Genomic DNA, 19,163 nt, shown 5'->3' with positions numbered 1-19,163 from the left:
AAACAACGCTGTTTTTTCCGTTTGATGAGAGCAAATTTACAAAATGTTTTAGACTTACTTTCACTAGTTTAATTTTTAGCATTTTTTTAATAGTTGATAATAGATAATTACACACGATGAAGTCACAAGAAATAAGACAACAGTTTTTAAACTTTTTTGTAGAGAAAAACCACAAAATTGTTGCCTCTGCACCTATTGTTTTAAAAGACGATCCTACTTTGATGTTTACAAATGCTGGGATGAATCAGTTTAAGGAATATTTTTTAGGTCAGAAAGCCATTGCTAATTCTCGAGTAGTAGATACTCAAAAATGTTTGCGTGTATCTGGTAAGCACAATGATTTGGAAGAAGTTGGTAAAGATACCTACCACCACACCATGTTTGAAATGTTAGGAAACTGGAGTTTTGGTGATTATTTTAAACAAGAAGCCATTGAATGGGCTTGGGAATTATTGACCGACCGTTTAAAAATAGACAAAGACTCGTTGTACGTAAGTGTATTTGAAGGAAGCAACGATGCCGACAACTTGAAATTAGATCAAGAAGCCTATGATTTATGGAAGGACATTGTGCCTGAAGACAAAATTATTCTAGGAAATAAAAAAGACAATTTTTGGGAAATGGGAGCACAAGGACCTTGTGGACCATGTTCTGAAATTCATGTAGATATCCGTTCTGCTGAAGAAAAAGCAAAAGTTTCTGGAAGAGACCTTGTCAATATGGATCACCCACAGGTGGTAGAAATATGGAATTTGGTTTTTATGCAGTATAACAGAAAAGCGGACGGTTCCTTAGAAAAATTACCTGCACAACATGTGGATACCGGAATGGGATTTGAGCGTTTATGTATGGTAATGCAAAACGTACAATCAAACTATGATACGGATGTATTTACACCGCTAATTTCTAAAATTGAAAAAATAACGAATACCACTTATGGCAAAACTGAAGAAACTGACATTGCCATTCGTGTTATTGCAGACCATGTAAGAGCTGTTGCTTTCTCTATTGCTGATGGTCAGCTACCTGCAAACAACGGTGCCGGATATGTGATTCGAAGAATTTTAAGAAGAGCCATTCGATATGCTTTTACTTTCTTAGATCAAAAGGAAGCTTTTATTTACCAACTTGTTGAAGTATTAAATGAGCAAATGGGTGCTAATTTCCCTGAAATAAAAGCCCAATACCAGTTGATTTCAAAAGTAATTCAGGAAGAAGAAAATTCTTTCTTAAGAACTTTAGGTCAAGGGTTGAATTTATTAGACAGCATTATTGCAGAAACAGAAGGAAAACAAATTTCTGGAGCGAAAGCTTTTGAATTGTATGATACTTTTGGATTCCCTATCGACTTAACTTCTCTGATTTTAGAAGAAAAAGGTTTGTCCTTAGATGAAGCTGAATTTAATAGTGAATTGCAAAAACAAAAAACACGTTCAAGAGCAGCTGCTCAAATGGACACTGATGATTGGACTTTATTGCAAACAGACGAGGCTAAAGAATTTGTTGGCTATGACCAATTAGAAGCTGAAGTAAATATTACGAGATACAGAAAAGTTTCTTCTAAAAAAGACGGTGACCAATACCAAATTGTTTTCAACAAAACGCCTTTTTACCCAGAAGGAGGTGGACAAGTTGGTGACAAAGGATATTTTACAAACGGAACTGAAAAAATCAGCATTTTAGACACTAAGAAAGAGAACAATTTAATTATTCACTTTACTAAAAAATTACCGACAAGACCAACGGATGCTTTTACGGCAATCGTTAATAAAAACAATCGTGTACTTACGGAATGTAACCACTCGGCAACACATTTATTACACCAAGCATTAAGAAGTGTTTTGGGTGCGCATGTAGAGCAAAAAGGATCTTTGGTAAATGCAAAAAATTTACGTTTCGACTTTTCTCACTTTTCAAAAGTAACTGCTGAAGAATTAAAGCAAGTGGAGGATTTTGTAAATGCTAGAATAGCCGAAGGAATTCAATTGAATGATTTTAGAGGAATACCAATGCAAGAAGCGATTGACAAAGGTGCTATGGCTTTGTTCGGCGAAAAGTATGGAGATGTTGTTAGAATGGTACAGTTTGGAGAATCTGCTGAGTTGTGCGGAGGAACGCATGTACAAAACACAAATGCTATTTGGCAATTAAAAATAGTTTCTGAAGGAGCTGTTGCTGCAGGAATTAGAAGAATTGAAGCCATTACTTCTGATGCTGTAAAAGCACATTATACCAAACAAGACAGCTTAATATCTGAAATTAAAAAGGTCTTAAAAAACACGCCTGACACGGTAAAAACTATTGTTAATTTACAAGATGAAAATTCTGCCTTAAAAAAGCAAATTGACGCGCTGGTAAAAGAAAAAGCGAAAAACTTAAAAGTGCAGCTTAAAAATGAAATTTCTGAAATAAACGGAATTAACTATTTGGCTACACAAATTGATTTAGATGCTGCTGCATTAAAAGATTTGGCACACGAGCTAGGGAATGAAGTAGAAAATTTATTTTTCTTTGCCGGAACTGAATTAAACGGAAAAGCACTATTGACTTCGTATATTTCAAAAAATTTAGTCGAAGAAAAAGGGTTGGATGCCGGTAAAATTGTTCGAGAACTTGGAAAACTGATCCAAGGTGGCGGTGGTGGTCAAAAATTCTTTGCCACAGCAGGAGGTAAAAATCCAGCAGGAATTCCGGAAGCTATTGCAAAAGCAAAAGAATACATTTCTTAAAAAGAGATAACTAATACGATCAAAACCTCATTTGTTTTTCAAATGAGGTTTTTTCTTTTTCTATTGTATCTTTGTTTGCTTACTAAACCCATATATTTTGTCAGATTCAATTTTCAGAACCGTCATAAAAACTAAAAATAATTTTAAGACCATTAGCCATACTTCTTCAATTGTATTGTTTGGTTCTTGTTTTTCTGAAAATATGGGTAAAAAATTGGCCTATTACAAGTTTCAGCAAACCACAAATCCTTATGGCGTTTTATTTCACCCACTAGCGATAGAAAAAGCTATTTTTGATTGTCTGCATTTACAACACTACGATACTTCCGACTTAATTTTACACAATGAAAGGTATCATAGTTTCCATCACCATTCCGATTTTTCAAAAAACACGGAAGCGGAAATAGTCACAGCAATCAATTCAACCATCGCTAGTACAAACAAAAAACTAAAAGAAGCTAGTCACTTAATAATTACCTTAGGAACCGCTTGGATTTACAAACATGTAGAAACGGATACCGTTGTGGCCAATTGTCATAAAATTCCGCAAAAAGAATTTTCAAAAGAATTATTGACTGTAGATGAAATCACCCAAAGTCTGCAAAGAATCCAAAACGGAATTTCAAAAATCAATCCTGATCTGAAAATTATTTACACAGTAAGTCCTGTACGTCATGTAAAAGACGGTATGATTGAAAACTCTTTGAGCAAGTCGCATTTAATTTCAGCAATTCATCGGCTATTAAAATCCAATGCAGTTTCTTATTTCCCTGCTTATGAAATAATGATGGATGATTTAAGAGATTATCGATTCTATGCAGCTGATATGATTCATCCAAACGAAACGGCTATTACATATATTTGGGAACAGTTTGTACAAGCATGGATTGCAACGCCAACAGAACTCTTAAAAAAAATAGACAATGTTCAAAAAAGCATTTCACACAAACCTTTCAACCCTGATTCAGAAGCACATAAAAAATTCAAGGAGCATTTAAAAACTCAAATTTGGAGTCTAGAAGCTCAATTAGCTATTTCCTTTTAACACTTCGACAAAACATAAAAATAGATTGAATAATATTTCACTATATTTACTTCATATTTCTGATACCCCCAAACTATGAAGAAAATTAGTGTTGGCCTTTTAGCAGGCGCTATTATTGGAATTCTTATAAGTTCGTACTTTGTCAACGAATTTACATTTGACAAAGTGATCTATACTAAAATCACCCTAAGCTCGATAATCACCGGAATTATCTGTGGTACTTATGCGATTTTTTCAAAAAAAGAATTTAATTTATTTTTAGGCTGTTTAATTATTGGGGCTTCTGTTTTCTATATAAAATTTCTTATTACTGGCCACGATTTTGACCCCATAAATATGGGAACATTAACAGGAGCTATATTGGGTTTTATTTTTTATGCCATCCACAAATTTACGCACAAAGACAGAAGCATTTACAAGGACTAAAATCCAAATCCAATACCAAAACTTACACGCAAGCCATCTTCTGAAGAAAACAAGGCCAAATTCCCCGTAGCCAAACCGTTTGCATTTAACCATAAGGAACCTCCGTAGGCAGCGTGCCATTTTGTAGAGCTCTCGCCAATCATCCAAACTTTTCCATAATCATAGCCCAAAGCAACACCATAGCTAACAGGCACAAGTGCTGTGTTTTTTTCTTTTAAGGTAAATCGTATATCTGTATTTTGGTAAAAACTATTCTTTCCTGTAAAACGCTGATTTCTAAATCCGCGTAACCCATCAGCACCTCCAATACTTGCTGCTTGGTATATTTCAAATTCATCTTGAAATACCAAATGTCCTTTCAGTTTTGTTGAAAGCGTTATTTTTCCTGAACTGTTCAATTTATGAACAAAACTCATCATAGATTTTACATAAGAATTGTCATGATCTCCATTTAAATTTGAGCTATAGGCTGCTGAAACATCAAAAGCAAAGCCTAGTGTTGGCAAGGAAATATTATCATAGTGGCTGTAACTAAATTGCGCTTTCATTCCCGCAAAATAAGCGCGTTCATAAATACTTTCTGAAGTTATTCTTCCTTCTGTTTCTTCTATTTCAATAGCTTCAAAAGGCAGACTTAATTTAAACGTAGCTTCTGAAAAACCTTTCCATATAAAAGAAGGGGCCAAACTAATGGTACTCAACTTTACCCTGTTGTAATCCTTCCCTTTTTCTTTTCCTTTGTTTTCCGTTTCATTTCCAAATTCAAAAAAATTGATACTGTAATTCGGACTTGTAAATCGACTCTCAATTCCTAAATTCCAATTTGTTTTACTAGTAGCAAACTCCCCATTATACGTCAATTCAAATCCTTCAGTGGCATTGTAATACATTGCTCCAAAAGCATGCTTGTAAGTAAACGGATTTCTTAAAAAGCCATAATGCGTAAACGTATTTAAAAAACCATATTTCAATCCATCATCCGGATTGAGTCCTAAGGAAGGCATAAGCTGATTGACATTCTTTTTAATTTTTCGATAATCATAAACTTGCTCTGTATATCTATCCGATAATTCTAAAAATTTTCTTTTGGCTTGAAACTTATTTTTCTTACTCTTAAAGTCGTGAATTTTCACATTCGGATTGTCATTTACGACATAGGTATCTTTATTCTGCCCACCGATTAACTTTATTTTAGAATGTCCCTTAGCATCACCTGAAATCACAAAATGATCATCATCATCTAAACCATAAATCCAAATTTCTTTGGTCAAACCTCCATCGTAAATATTCTCTTTGATCAATTTTCCTTTTTCGCCATTTTTTATATTAAAATGCTGAACAACTGTCTTTTTGTCTTCTTTATGAAGAATTTCAAACCAATCATCTTTGTCTGTTCCTTTTAGGGTGACAAATTTCAGCAGATAAGCATTGTAATAGCTAGCAATATCTAACAGCTTTGCTCTTCTATACTTTAAGGTGTTTTTTATTTTTAAAAGACTTTCATCTTTTACCTCTTCAGGCACATCTTCAAAAGCATGATCAATAATTTCATCTGTTAAATTATCTTGTATAAATTTGGCTTCTTTTAACCACATGGCTTTTTCATTATTTTGAAGAAAAGCCAAATCTAATGGGTACGGTTCATCACTAAACCATTTGATACTTCTTATTTCAGTATCATAGGTTTGCATCAAACGTACCGAAGGAATTAAACGTGTTAGGGAGGTGAGTAAAAGTCCGTCGTAATTAGAAAATGCCTGATCTCTATCTCTAGGAACAGGACGATAGAAACGCTTATCACCCTCCTTAAATTCAGCCCAACGCCATTGATCCGCATGACGATCCCAGTCACCAATCAATAAATCAAATAATCTGGCTCGTACATAAGCCGGCTCATCTACTGTATAGTCTTTACTTTTACGTAAATTTTTAAACAAATCGTCTGTACTAATTACTTTGTCTGCAAAACCAAAACTCTCCAAATTTCCATGACCGGAAGCCGCTCTTTCTTCAATCATATACAATTGATTTCCAAATTGCTCATTGTACTTTTGCAAAGCATCTTGCTTCGGAATATAATACAGATTTGGATTGGTGTGGTAAATCCCCAAAGGTTTCGACAAATCATCTACTACAAAAGGTGTAAAAGGATGCGCTGATGTGTAAAAATCTAGCAACAAATCTTCTGTATAAGTATCTTCAAATTTTTCCGTTACATACTCTTCTTGAAAAGCCACAGATTGTAAAAATCGGGTTGCACTTTTCTTCAAAGCACGCATCACATATTGTTTGCCGGTTTTATCTTCCAAACGAATAGAATTAGATTGGTTCCCTCCTCCTTTTTTAACGGGTGTCAATCCCCCAAAAAGGGTATCTAACAACACAATAGGCGCTTCAATGTTTTTACTATAATACCTTCGATAATGGTCTCCCCAAAGAAGCTTGTACAAGAAACTTTTATCGGTTTGTTCTTTTGAATAAATAGAAGTCACAAAAGTTTTGCGTTCTTCTTTTGGAAACTTCTTCGTATAGGCTTTGTCGGCAGGAAAAACCTCAGCTTGAAATACTTTTTTTTCCGCATTTTCAGATGTTCCGTAAAAAACAACTTTTGCTGAACCGTCTTTGTAAAAATTCAATTGACTATATCCTTCATGACCATAAGTGAACCCCGTATCACTGCCCAATTTTGTCGCCGATTTTTTTGAAGCCGAACCACTTACAATTTGAATTTTATTCTTTTTCTTTAAAAACTGCAAATTATGATCGTGACCAGAAACAAAAACTACTTTTTTATAGGGTTGACTTAACGTGACTATTTTATTTGCCAATTCAGAATAATTCTTGTTTTGTAAATCTTGCGGACTTAAACCACTGGTTTCTCTTAGCAAATTGAAAAAAGAACCTACGCCAGGCAATGGAATAGAATTCCCCAATGGAAACAAATGACTTTTTGCACTGTATTTTCCACCATGGGTACCATTTGTAAACACGGGATGATGCAAAGCAATGACTACAGTTTTTTCACTGTTTTTATTCAGCATACCCTTTAACTCTTCAAAAAATTTTCGCTTTGATTTGATATAAGGACAATTATCATTCATGGTTGGATGCTTGTTCCAATCTTCTAAATACCACTGACTGTCAATAGCAATAATAACCAAATCATCTGTCAAATCAATTTTTTCAAGTGGACAACCATCTTGTGGAAAAAACACATTTTTATTTTGTAATTCTTTTTCAATAAATTTTTGTTCTCTTTCCAAACCATTCAATCCGTTGCTATACCAATCGTGATTTCCAGGAATAAATATCGAGGTTCCATTAAAATCTTTTAAAATATCGGTTTGTGTTTTGATACGATGCTCTGCCAAAGCACGCTTTTTTTTGTGCTTTTTTGAAGGCATTCCCACAGGGTAAATATTATCTCCCAAAAACAAAGCCGTACTATTTTTACCTGCAATTTTTAATTTATTTTCTAAAGCTTTTAAGGTAAAAGTAGTTTCATTCAGGCTGGCATTTCCTGCATCTCCAATTAAATACATGGAATAAACAAGTTCTCCATGCAACTCATCTTCAACCCAACCTTTGTAAGAATCACTTATTTGCTCGTCAAAACTAGCACAAGATTGCACAAACAATCCTATTGAAAAAATAAAAATTAATTTACAGTACGTATAACTCATTAAATATCAGGTTTTAAATCCGCCTAGTTTTACAGACCTCCATTTGGTCGGAAACTTTGCTAAATTATTACTTTAATCCTAAAATTCTTCTTAATAGAGAATAAGTATTACTGTTATAAAATTGATATATTTGAAATATCTAGTGGAAAGCTCTTATGGAAAACTCGAAAATACTGATCAACGCAAAAAAACATGTAATACACCTGTTTAAAACAAAATTACCTACGCAAGTTATTTACCACAATTACAACCATACGCTAGATGTTGTTGCTGCCGCAAACGAAATTGCACAAGGAGAGAATTTGCGAGATTCTGAATTGGAACTTGTTTTATTAGCGGCATGGTTTCATGATACTGGTTTTATTGCAGGCTGTAAAGGCCATGAAGATACTAGTAAAATTGAAGCGGAAGCCTTTTTAAAGAAACACGATTTTGACAAAGAAAAAACAAAGACCATTTTAGGGTGTATTGAAGCTACCAAAATGCCTCAAAACCCTAACAATAAACTTGAAGAAATTTTATGCGATGCCGACTTGGCACATTTAGGATCTAAAGATTTCATCAAAAAAAGCAGTCTCCTTAAAACAGAATGGGAAGTTCGTGACTGTAAAAAAATTAAAGATTCAGAATGGTTAGCAACCGGAATTTCCTTTTTAGAAAATCATAAATATTTTACAGATACTGCTTTTGAAAAATTCCACCAGCAAAAAACAAAAAACTGGCTTTTTGTCAAAGAAGAATTAAAAAAAGAAAAGGCTAAAGAAATAACCAAAAAAGAAAAGTCAGCCCTAAAAGCTTCTGAAAAAAAAGATAAAATAGCGAAAGCCGACAAACCAGAAAAAGGGGTAGAAACCATGTTTAAGGTAACGCTAAGAAACCATATCAAACTAAGTGATATTGCCGACACGAAAGCCAACATTCTACTGAGTGTCAATGCTATTATACTATCTATTGCTTTGGCCAATTTGGTTCCAAAATTAGACAAAGAAAGCAACCATTTTTTAATTATTCCAACGCTGGTTTTTGTACTTACATCGGTGGCTTCTATTATTGGAGCAATTATATCAACCAAACCAAAAGTGACTTCTGGCAAATTTTCAAGAAAGGATATTGAGGACAAAAAAGTGAATTTATTGTTCTTTGGAAACTTTCACAAAATGCCTTTAGAAGATTTTAATTATGGCATTCAAAAATTAATGAACGACAGAGAATACCTGTATGGTTCCATGACCAAAGATCTTTATTTTTTAGGTTTGGTATTGGCCAGAAAATACCGATTACTCAGAATTACCTATGTTGTTTTTATGATCGGAATTATTGCTTCTGTTTTATGTTTTGTCCTTGCATTTTTAACAATTCCTGAAGAAATAGTGACCCATAAATTAAAATAAAAAATACTTTTAAATTGACTATGAAAATTAAAAAAAATAAGCCAGCACTTTTTGCGATGCTCGCTTTACTACTACTAACAACTCAATACAATTACGCACAAAAGGCTTTCAACAGTTCAGAATTAAGAGTTTCTGAAAACGATTTAAACAATTCTTTTTACGCGAAAGATTCAACCGCAAACGCCTTAGTTATTTACGAATATGGTGATAGTTATGTGGAAGGTGCTGATTATAATATAGTCACTCATTACGCTAAAAAAATCAAAATTTTTAACCGAAAAGCATTCGACAAAGGAACTGTTGAAGTTTATTTGTACAGAAATGATTCTTCTCACGAAGAAATAGATGACATAGAAGCAACAACCTACACCAAGGTAAATGGCAAAGTAGAAATTACTCATTTAACTTCAGAAAACATTTATAAAGAAAAATACAATGACCGCTTAAACTTGGTCAAATTCACACTGCCCAACTTAAAAGAAGGCTCTGTAATTACGTATCGCTATTCTCTAAAATCTCCTTTTATTTTTAATTTCAAAGAATGGACTTTCCAAGAAGATATTCCAAAGCTCTATTCTGAATACAACACAAAAATCCCAGCTAATTATATTTACAATATTAAATTAGTTGGTGAAAAAAAGTTGGACACAAACACTGCTGAATTAGAAAGAGATTGTTTAACGCACGGAACGGCAAGTGCTAGTTGTGCAAAAACACTTTATATTATGAAGGACATCCCTGCTTTTATAGAGGAAGATTATATGACTTCAAAGAAAAACTATTTGTCGAAAATAGAATACGAACTGATCAGTACCGAATGGTTTGATGGAACCAAAAGAGATTACACAAAATCGTGGAAAACGGTAGACAGAGAAATTAAAAGAGACGAATCGGTAGGTAAAGAATTGAGAAAGAAAAACATTTCTGAAAAGCTACTAATCCCACTTGTTTTAACGGCAAACACACCACTAGAAAAAGCAAAAGAAATATTTTTATATGTTCAACAAAATTATTCTTGGAACAAAGAAAACCGTGTATTTACCCAAATTTCCTTAAAAAAACTAATCAAAGAACAATCGGGAAGTGTTACAGATTTAAATGTATTGCTACGAAATTTATTAAAAGAAAACGGATTGGATGCCAATTTGGTTCTGATTTCCACTCGTGAAAATGGCTTGCCTACAAAAATATTTCCGGTTATTTCAGAATTTAATTATTCTATTGTAGAACTTCTTATAGAGGATCAAAAATATTTATTGGATGCTACAGACCCCTATTTAACTTTTGGGCAGCTCCCTTTTCGAAGTTTGAACCAATACGGAAGAAAATTAGATTTTAAAAACGATAGTGATTGGACAGCTATTGCAGCTCATGAAACCTCTAAAAGTCAGATAAGCATACAGCTTAACTTAAATGAAAACCAAGAATTAGTTGGACAAATGAATACTCGTTATTCCGGCTACCATGGTTTAACAAAAAAGAAAGCCTATTTTTCTAACAAAGAGCAATATTTAAACAAATACAAGGATCAACTTCATGGATTTAGTGCTAAGGAACATATTGTTAAAACTGAAAAAATTACAGATACCTATTTCACTGAAACAGTAAAAATTTCAAAAAAAATAAATGAAAACAATCAGGATAAATTTTATTTTGATCCGTTTCTATTAAAACTCTTTACCGAAAACCCTTTCAAACTCCAAGAAAGAACCTACCCCGTAGATTTCGGTTTCAAAGATGCGTATAGCTATTCCATAACTATGGACCTAGGCGACAGCTATGAAATTGTAGAAATACCTAAAAATATTCGTTTGACATTACCCGAGAAAAAAGCAAGTATTTATATGAGCAGTACTGTACTAGGCTCTAAAGTAAGAACTACGTTTACTTTAAATTTTAAAGAATCTTTTTACCCTTCTATTTTTTATTCTGGTTTGAAAAAAATTATGTCGGAAGTCGTGCATGCACAAACCAAATCACTGATTGTTTTACAAAAGAAAAAATAAAAACAGATGACAGACAAAGAAATTTACAACTTAAAATTTCCGATAGGAGAATTTACGAAACCAGCAGAAATCACAAAAGAAATAATTGCTACTTGGATAGAAGATGTGGCTAAATTCCCTGAACGCATAGAGCCACTTGTCAACAACCTGACTATAAAAGAATTAAATTATCGTTACAGACCAAATGGTTGGACGCTCAAACAAGTAGTGCATCATTGTGCCGACAGTCATATGAATAGCCTTATTCGCTTTAAGCTTGCCCTTACGGAAGAATTGCCGACCATCCGTCCTTATTTTGAAGATCGTTGGGCAGAACTACCCGATTCATTGGATGATGATTTAACCGACAGTCTACAATTATTAAAAGGTTTACACGCCAAGTTAGCCACTGTAATGACCAATCTAACAGCTGCTGATTTAAAAAAACAATATGTACACCCGGAACACGGAAAAAAGTTTTGTTTAGAGGAAGTTGTAGGCACCTATGCATGGCACTCTAACCATCATTTACAACATTTAAAAAATGCTTTAGCCTATCAATACTAAAGTTTATTCTTTGATTACTTTCATCAACTCTTCAAAGGAAATATTTTCTTTTGGAGTGTTGTAATTTACTGGAACACGCAAGGCTTTTAAGCCTGAAATTCCTTGGAGGTCTTCCAACTCCACATCTTCTACCCCTTCCTGTAAAAACCCTTTGGATTGCAAATAGGCAATATACCTTAAGTACTCTTGTTTGTCGGAATTCTGCGTATATATAATGGCAATTTTATAAGGTTGTGTTACACGTTCTGTTGTGTTTTTTATATGAGCTTTGTCTATTCTCTTTTTTATGATTTCGTAGCGAATATTATAGGCACCATCAACATCAAACTGTTTTTCATCCATTCTAAATTTTATGGCCAAGGAACTGCTGTGTACTAAAATTAAAGAAGCAATATCTAAGGAATAATTGCTTTCTCCTTCCAAATCATGCACAATATGCTCTAACTCGCAAATTAGCTTTAGCTGCCACAAACGTAAATTTTGAAGATACAATTCATCAAAATCCTTATCCTTTACTAGCGACTGCCCTATATACATATTAAACTCAACCCCATCAGTTTTGTAACGTTCAAAATAATGTGGAAACATTTTTTGCGCTTCTATTTGACCTGCATCTATGTGTGTTGCCAAACGATCATTTAACAAGGTTACATAGTCTTCGTATTCTTTTCGTTTTTCATAAACAATTTGCAGCTTTTCATTGATCCTTGATTCATACTCTACCACCGAAGGCTTCAAAAATTCGTTCTTTTTTAGATGTAAAAAAACTGGTGTCACCTCCTGACTTAAAAATTTGATGATAGTCTGTTCATCACCCGTTTTTAAGCCCATTTTTATGGCGTCTAAATAATTTTCTGTTCTGAAAATTAATTCATTATATATAGGCAAGTTTTCTGTTTCTAAGGCTTTATTGACTAAGGTAATCACTGATTTTAATTGAATAGTAACATCTTCTTGTATCGCCTTATTTCGAGCGATAGAAGATCCTTTAATATCACATTGGCCAAACAAAGGATATACCTCATCAAATACAATTTCCTCAAGATTTAAAGACTTTTTATCTTCTTTAAAAGTATCTAAATAATTTTCAGCGGCTTCAATAAAACGCCATTTTACCGTAGGATGAATGGTTGTATAATTTTCTTGAATTATGGATTCTAACTTTAATTGTCTTTCTTCCATAGCTCTTTGAGAAGCCATTGTAAAAACGGGAACAATATCTTTTAGCTTGTAGGCATTGATCGAATTTAATTCGTGTTTTTTATCAGACCCCAGTTCCATTATTCCATACAAACAATCATTGGACACTAATGGAATTAAAATAATACTTTGAATATTTTTTTTATGTAAACTTCTATAAAATTCGTTTTCATTTGTGGCTACCCCATATTTTTCAACATCCGAAATAGCCAATATTTTTTTGTCGGTAAATACTTTTTGCAAAACACTTTCGCAAAAATAATCAGCACAAATTCTTTGGGTATTTGCCACCATTGACAAACTAGCCATGGCATATTTCTCAGTCGCCTTTAATTTTTTAGACTCCGAATCGTACATGGTAAACCCAAATTTTAAATTGGGAATATTGTAAATAGTCGCCAAATTATCCCGAACTCCCAAAATAGCATTTGCATCCTTTTTTAAGAGATTGGCTTTTAAGTTTGAAATCATTTCATCTTGCGTTACATCAAAAAGATTGGTCAAGCCAAAACCTTTTAAAATATAGCTATTAGGAGGAAATAATTCTTTCCACTTTTCAATATTATCAAAATTATCTAGCAGACTAATGATAGCTTCTTCAGAAATAGGAGGCGCGGTTTCCGTTTTAATTATTTCGAAAAAATCACCATTAAACGTTGTTCTGTAATGTTTTACCTCTCCTGTTTTTTTATTTGGAATGTCGTAAAAAATAGGTCGTTTAAAATCTAACGTAAAATTGTAATAATAGGCTACGATAAACGTACAAGCCAAAATGTACATTTTATCTTCTTCAAAGTCACGCACACTTAAAACATAATCGTCACCGGCATCCTCTATAATTTTTCGAAATCGGTTTGACAGTTTAAATGTGGTAAAATTAAAAGGAATACTGGCTGCTTTTATTTCATTGCTTTGTAGCAATTCAGGAAAAAGTATTTCTAACAAATGTCCAATCTGCTCGCTATAAGTTTCAAGTAAATTTAAATCTGTAAAACCTTCTCGTAAAACAGGGTATTTATTAAATTCATTCAAAGCTTGAACGGCCGTATCTTGAAAAAAATTATTTTTATTGGAAGCTTTATTTTCCAAAAACTCATAAATTTTCTCGAAACTAATCTTTATCTGAATGGGAAGGATATTATTTCTATAAGGAGAATTGATTATTTTCATACCTGTGGTTTACAATGCAAAGATACTTAAAAATTGCATCTACTAGAAGTCGCCTTTTTACAACGCTACTTACATTTAAACAAAAAAAAGTCCAACTTTAAAGTTGGACTTTTCTATTATTTTTGTCTGAAATAAATTACGATTGGCACTCCGCTGAAATCGTAAATCTCACGCATTTTATTTTCTAAATATCTACGGTACGGATCACGTACATATTGCGGCAAGTTGGCAAAAAACGCAAATTGCGGTGTATAGGTAGGTAATTGCATACAATATTTAATCTTCACAAATTTTCCTTTGATGGCAGGAGGTGAATAATGCTGAATAATATCCAACATGGTATCGTTTAATTTACTGGTCGTAATTCTTCGTTTTCTATTTTCAAAAACTTGAACCGCTGTTTCAATTGCTTTTAACAAACGTTGCTTTGTAACCGTAGAAGTAAAAATAATTGGCACATCTGTAAAAGGCTCCATTTGCTTTCTTACATAAGCTTCAAATTCTTTCATGGTATTGGTTTCTTTATCTACCAAATCCCATTTATTAACCAAAACAACAATTCCTTTTTTATTTTTTTCAGCCAACCAAAAAATATTTTGATCCTGACCTTCAAAACCACGAGTGGCATCAATCATTAAAATAGCCACATCACAATGCTCAATGGCCCGAACTGCTCTCATGACAGAGTAAAACTCTAAATCTTCAGAAACTTTAGATTTTTTTCTAATTCCGGCAGTATCTACCAAATTAAATTTAAATCCAAAACGTGTATATTCCGTATCAATCGAATCTCTTGTAGTCCCTGCAACATCGGTTACAATATTTCTATCTTTTCCAATTAAGGCATTTATAAATGAAGATTTCCCTGCATTTGGACGACCAACAACGGCAAATCTTGGTAAATCATCCGCTCTGCTTTTATCGTTTTCATCAAATACTTCTGGCATTGGCATGTCTTTTACCACTTCATCCAATAACTCACCTGTTCCAGATCCATTAACAGAAGAAATTGTGTAATAGTCTCCTAAACCTAAGTTATAAAACTCAACGGCATCAGCAGCTCTCATAGCATTATCTACTTTATTTACGGCTAAGAAAACAGGTTTTTTAGCTTTTCTTAAAAGTTTGGCAACGGCCGTGTCCATAGGTGTAATTCCCTCGGTAACATCTACCACAAAAATAACGATATCGCATTCTTCCAATGCCAATACCACTTGCTTACGGATTTCTCCTTCAAAAACATCATCCGATCCAACAACATACCCTCCGGTATCAATCAAAGAAAATTCTTTTCCGTTCCAATCACTTTTTCCGTAATGTCTATCACGTGTTACTCCACTAACAGAATCTACAATAGCTTCTCTACGTTGTACTAATCTATTAAATAATGTTGATTTCCCTACATTAGGTCTTCCAACGATGGCTACAATTGTATTCATTTGTACTGTTTAATTTTTTGCAAAATTACACATTTTTATTTCTATAATCCTCTATTTCTCAAGGCAAAAAAAAACCAGCCTAAATAGCTGGTCATTTTTTCAAATCTGGGGTAGGTAGATTTATTAATTTTCGTAGATAGTTACCGTTCCACTTACTTCATTAGAAACAACTAATAAAGCTTTTCCTGTAGGACTCTCAGCTGCTGAAATCACCAACAATCCCTCAGGTCCTTCATCTCCTGAAGTTTCCAAAATTGTTAAAAACTCTGGTGAAGAAGGGCTACTAATATCATACAATAGCACTTGATTGTTTCTTTCCAAACCAACAAACAAAATATAACGTTCGTCTCCAATATTTAACACCTCAACACTTTCTGGCTCAGCTCCTTTATCATCACTCCTTTTATCTTTTCCGTTAAAAACAGCAGGTGTTAAAGCCATAGTATGCATTGCTATTGAGTTTCCACTGTCGTAAATTAAATTTCCATTTGCCGACCAAATAGAAAAAGATCTTGCACCATAAGAATAAATTTGCTCTACTTTTCCATCACTGTTAGCATCACCTAAAGTGGTAGTAGTTTTTAATCTTCCTAAATTAATTTCATTCTGAAAATCACCAGAAACAGGATAAACAGACTCGTCTAAAATCAAATCATCCACACGAACTTCTTCACTAAAACCATCATAATCTCTAGCATCTCCTTCATTGGCCGAAATAATATATTCAACTCCTTGAATGTTAACCGCAGTAATTGCATCAGGTTGGTACATTCCCTTTACATTCCAATTACGCAAAACCGTATTATCATCTTTATCACTTGCATCTATTGAATTATTTGGAAGGTTGTAATCTTTATATCCTAAAGGGTAAATGGCTTCAATGTTTTTTGTTTCTAAATTAATTTTAGCAATTCCATTATTTTCCTGTAAAGAAACCCATGCCGTTTTTGAATCTTTTGACACAGCAATATATTCTGGCTCTACGTCTTTGGCCAAATCAGCTCCAGGCCCAAAAACTCTAAATCCATCTTTTTCCAATGCAGCTTCTTGACTGTTAAAAGCTGTAAAATCTAAGGTCGTTACTAGATTTTTTTCTCGATCAATAATACTCACAGTTCCCATTGGGTCAATTGTATAAGCATCATTTGGTTCCCCCTCGTTGGCACAAACAATTAATTTACCATCTTTAGAGAAAGTCACCATATCTGGCAATGCTCCAACACTATAGGTGTTTTCTAAGGCTGAAGTAGCAGTATTGTAGACCAATATTTTTCCATCATTTTGTTTTACAGGAGCCTCTACAGCAACTGCTAGTTTTCCTTCATAAACGGCAACACTATTTGGCGAACCATAGCTACTAAGGCTAATTGATGCCTTTTTAACAGGAGCATTCAAATTACTAATATTGTAAATTGAAATTTCTTGCTGTTCTACATTTACCGTAAATAAATTATTTGAAACGGCATCAAACGCTGAAATTTCTGCGGCTCCCTCTCCCCCAACTTGAATGGTATGTTTTTTTATAAAATCTACCGTTGTATTTATTGGTGTCGTATCAATTGGTTTTTCTTCATCCGTACATGCCGTGTGCATAAGAGAAATAAAAGTAATCGCTAAAAATAATTTGTTAAATGTGTTCATTGATTTTTGTGTTTTATTTTCGACAAAAATAGAAGTCGCCCCGCTGCTTGATGTTAGCTAAAAACTAAGAAAATCTTATCTAAGCGTTTCGTTAGTGTTAGGAAATTTTAAATTCTTTGACAGAACTGTTTTTTAAAGGTTAAGAAAACCTTGCATAGACAGCCGCTTAAGCCAACAACAAACTCACCCACTTATATTTACCCCTGTTAACAAATAATACTTTGAATAATTTTATTATATTTAAGAGACAAAAAAAATTAGCATGGACGTAACACAAAACAATCCTATTTACCTAAGACCTCGCTTTCAAATTGAATTGGAAGAGAATCGGGAATTGCTATTAAATAAATTCTCAGAGGCCATAAACCGCGATGATTGTCGTGTTAGAGCTAAAATTGTGGATGCTCATATTGTTTTAGATGTACTAAAAGAAGAAGATCATTTTTGGTCGCCACAACTACATATAGAAATTGAAGCCATAGACAGCAAACGTTCATTGCTAAAAGGCTTATTTGGCCCAAAGCCGCAAGTATGGACATTATTTATGTTCCTACATTTTGCTTTGGCAATTACCTTTATCGGTTTTTTAATAACCGCATATGTACAATGGACCTTGGGAAATAGTTATACACTTCCTTTAATTATAGAAACTACCATTCCTATAAGTTGGCTGGCATTATATGTTGCAGGAAGAATGGGAAAAAAAACTGGATACAGCCAAATGCAGCAATTGCATAATTTTATGGAAGACGTATTGGAAAGTTAAAAGCATAAAAAAAGGATTTCATGAAATTGAAATCCTTTTTTTATTAATCGTTATAACCGAATCTTCTAAGTTGTTTAGAATCGTTTCTCCAGTTCTTATTTACTTTTACATATAGGTCTAGGAATATTTTTTTGTCGAAGAATTTTTCCAAATCTTTTCTAGACTCCATTCCTACTCTTTTTAAGGCAGCCCCTTTATGACCGATAATAATTCCTTTTTGTGTTTCACGTTCTACCATAATGATAGCTCGTATTTTTATAATCTTTTCATCTTCAAAAAACTCTTCCGTTTCAATTTCTACTGAATAAGGAATTTCTTTTTTGTAGTGCATCAATATTTTTTCTCGAATACATTCATTTACAAAAAAACGTTCAGGTTTATCCGTCAACTGATCTTTAGGATAAAATGCTGGTGATTCTGGAAGAATTTCTAAAATCTTATCCAAAACAACATCCACTCCAAATTTTTCTAAGGCAGAAATCAAATAAACATTCGCACTAGGAACTTTTGCTTCCCAATACGCTAATTTCTCCTCTACTTCTTCTTGGTTTGATTTATCTATTTTATTGATCAACAATAAAACGGGAATTTTTGCATTTTTAATTTTATTGAAAAAATTCTCGTCTTTCAACTCCAACTCTCCTATTTCAACCATATAAATCAAAACATCCGCATCATCAAAGGCCGACTTTACAAAATTCATCATCGATTCCTGCAAATCGTAAGCAGGTTTAATAATTCCGGGTGTATCAGAAAAAACAATTTGAAAGTCTTCTCCGTTAACAATTCCTAAAATTCGATGTCTTGTTGTTTGTGCTTTTGATGTAATTATAGACAAGCGCTCTCCTACAAGAGCGTTCATCAAAGTAGATTTACCTACGTTCGGGTTTCCAATAATGTTTACAAAACCGGCTTTGTGCGTCATGATTATATATTTATGCTGCAAAGGTACTCGCTTTTTACGGAATTAAAAGTGTTAACTAACGAAAATTTGAAAACTACAAAAGCACTAAAACACTGTTTAAAAAGGTTTTATATTTTATCTGTAAAAAAAGCTATTTTTAATTTGCAAATAACAATTTAAATGATGTACCTTTGCCGCACGAAATCGCGGGATAGAG

At 33.4% G+C, this 19,163-nt stretch carries 12 protein-coding genes; 7 read left to right on the top strand and 5 right to left on the bottom strand.

Translation table 11 applies throughout. The features are described 5' to 3' along the window. Positions 1 to 116 precede the first annotated feature (116 nt). The 3 genes from alaS (at position 117) to FGM02_RS11965 (ending at position 4,200) form a co-directional block, all read left to right on the top strand. Positions 117 to 2,729, top strand: a complete 2,613-nt coding sequence (gene alaS, locus FGM02_RS11975; protein ID WP_139958614.1) for an alanine--tRNA ligase — start codon at positions 117 to 119, stop codon at positions 2,727 to 2,729. A 97-nt stretch (positions 2,730 to 2,826) separates the two neighbouring features. Beyond that, positions 2,827 to 3,774 (top strand): GSCFA domain-containing protein, encoded by a 948-nt coding sequence (locus tag FGM02_RS11970; RefSeq protein WP_243739396.1) that lies wholly within the window; start codon positions 2,827 to 2,829, stop codon positions 3,772 to 3,774. Positions 3,775 to 3,849: 75 nt separating this feature from the next. After that, positions 3,850 to 4,200: a hypothetical protein gene (locus FGM02_RS11965; RefSeq protein ID WP_139958613.1), complete on the top strand. Its 351-nt coding sequence runs from the start codon at positions 3,850 to 3,852 to the stop codon at positions 4,198 to 4,200. Here the strand turns inward: FGM02_RS11965 and FGM02_RS11960 are convergent. Continuing rightward, entirely contained in the window at positions 4,197 to 7,883 is a 3,687-nt protein-coding gene (locus FGM02_RS11960; RefSeq protein ID WP_139958612.1) for a metallophosphoesterase, read from the bottom strand. The genes FGM02_RS11965 and FGM02_RS11960 overlap by 4 nt on opposite strands. A gap of 155 nt (positions 7,884 to 8,038) precedes the next feature. Here FGM02_RS11960 and FGM02_RS11955 point away from each other — a divergent pair, with 155 nt between their 5' ends. Genes FGM02_RS11955 through FGM02_RS11945 form a run of 3 tightly spaced genes read left to right on the top strand, consistent with a single transcriptional unit; the run spans position 8,039 to position 11,826 of the window. Further along, positions 8,039 to 9,274, top strand: a complete 1,236-nt coding sequence (locus FGM02_RS11955; protein WP_139958611.1) for a Pycsar system effector family protein — start codon at positions 8,039 to 8,041, stop codon at positions 9,272 to 9,274. A gap of 20 nt (positions 9,275 to 9,294) precedes the next feature. Beyond that, a complete protein-coding gene (locus FGM02_RS11950; RefSeq protein WP_139958610.1) occupies positions 9,295 to 11,280 on the top strand; it encodes a DUF3857 domain-containing protein in 1,986 nt (661 codons plus the stop codon). Between the two features lie 6 nt (positions 11,281 to 11,286). Beyond that, entirely contained in the window at positions 11,287 to 11,826 is a 540-nt protein-coding gene (locus tag FGM02_RS11945; RefSeq protein WP_139958609.1) for a YfiT family bacillithiol transferase, read from the top strand. Between the two features lie 3 nt (positions 11,827 to 11,829). Here the strand turns inward: FGM02_RS11945 and FGM02_RS11940 are convergent, their stop codons facing one another. The 3 genes from FGM02_RS11940 to FGM02_RS11930 all read right to left on the bottom strand — a co-directional run bounded on the left by FGM02_RS11940 (position 11,830) and on the right by FGM02_RS11930 (position 17,276). Next, entirely contained in the window at positions 11,830 to 14,196 is a 2,367-nt protein-coding gene (locus tag FGM02_RS11940) for a GAF domain-containing protein (protein ID WP_139958608.1), read from the bottom strand. Between the two features lie 116 nt (positions 14,197 to 14,312). Further along, a complete protein-coding gene (gene der / locus FGM02_RS11935) occupies positions 14,313 to 15,635 on the bottom strand; it encodes a ribosome biogenesis GTPase Der (protein WP_139958607.1) in 1,323 nt (440 codons plus the stop codon). A 123-nt stretch (positions 15,636 to 15,758) separates the two neighbouring features. Next, positions 15,759 to 17,276, bottom strand: a complete 1,518-nt coding sequence (locus tag FGM02_RS11930) for a choice-of-anchor I family protein (protein ID WP_139958606.1) — start codon at positions 17,274 to 17,276, stop codon at positions 15,759 to 15,761. A gap of 262 nt (positions 17,277 to 17,538) precedes the next feature. Between FGM02_RS11930 and FGM02_RS11925 the strand changes: the two genes are divergently transcribed. Further along, positions 17,539 to 18,042 (top strand): GTP-binding protein, encoded by a 504-nt coding sequence (locus FGM02_RS11925; protein ID WP_139958605.1) that lies wholly within the window; start codon positions 17,539 to 17,541, stop codon positions 18,040 to 18,042. A gap of 43 nt (positions 18,043 to 18,085) precedes the next feature. Here the strand turns inward: FGM02_RS11925 and era are convergent, their stop codons facing one another. After that, entirely contained in the window at positions 18,086 to 18,967 is an 882-nt protein-coding gene (era, locus tag FGM02_RS11920) for a GTPase Era (RefSeq protein ID WP_139958604.1), read from the bottom strand. Between the last annotated feature and the right edge of the window lie 196 nt (positions 18,968 to 19,163).

Origin of the sequence: Flavicella sediminum, from assembly GCF_006381105.1 — a bacterium.
Lineage (GTDB): Bacteria > Bacteroidota > Bacteroidia > Flavobacteriales > Flavobacteriaceae > Flavicella > Flavicella sediminum.
Note: the sequence above shows the minus strand (reverse complement) of the source record. Positions and strands in the feature narration are given on the sequence as shown.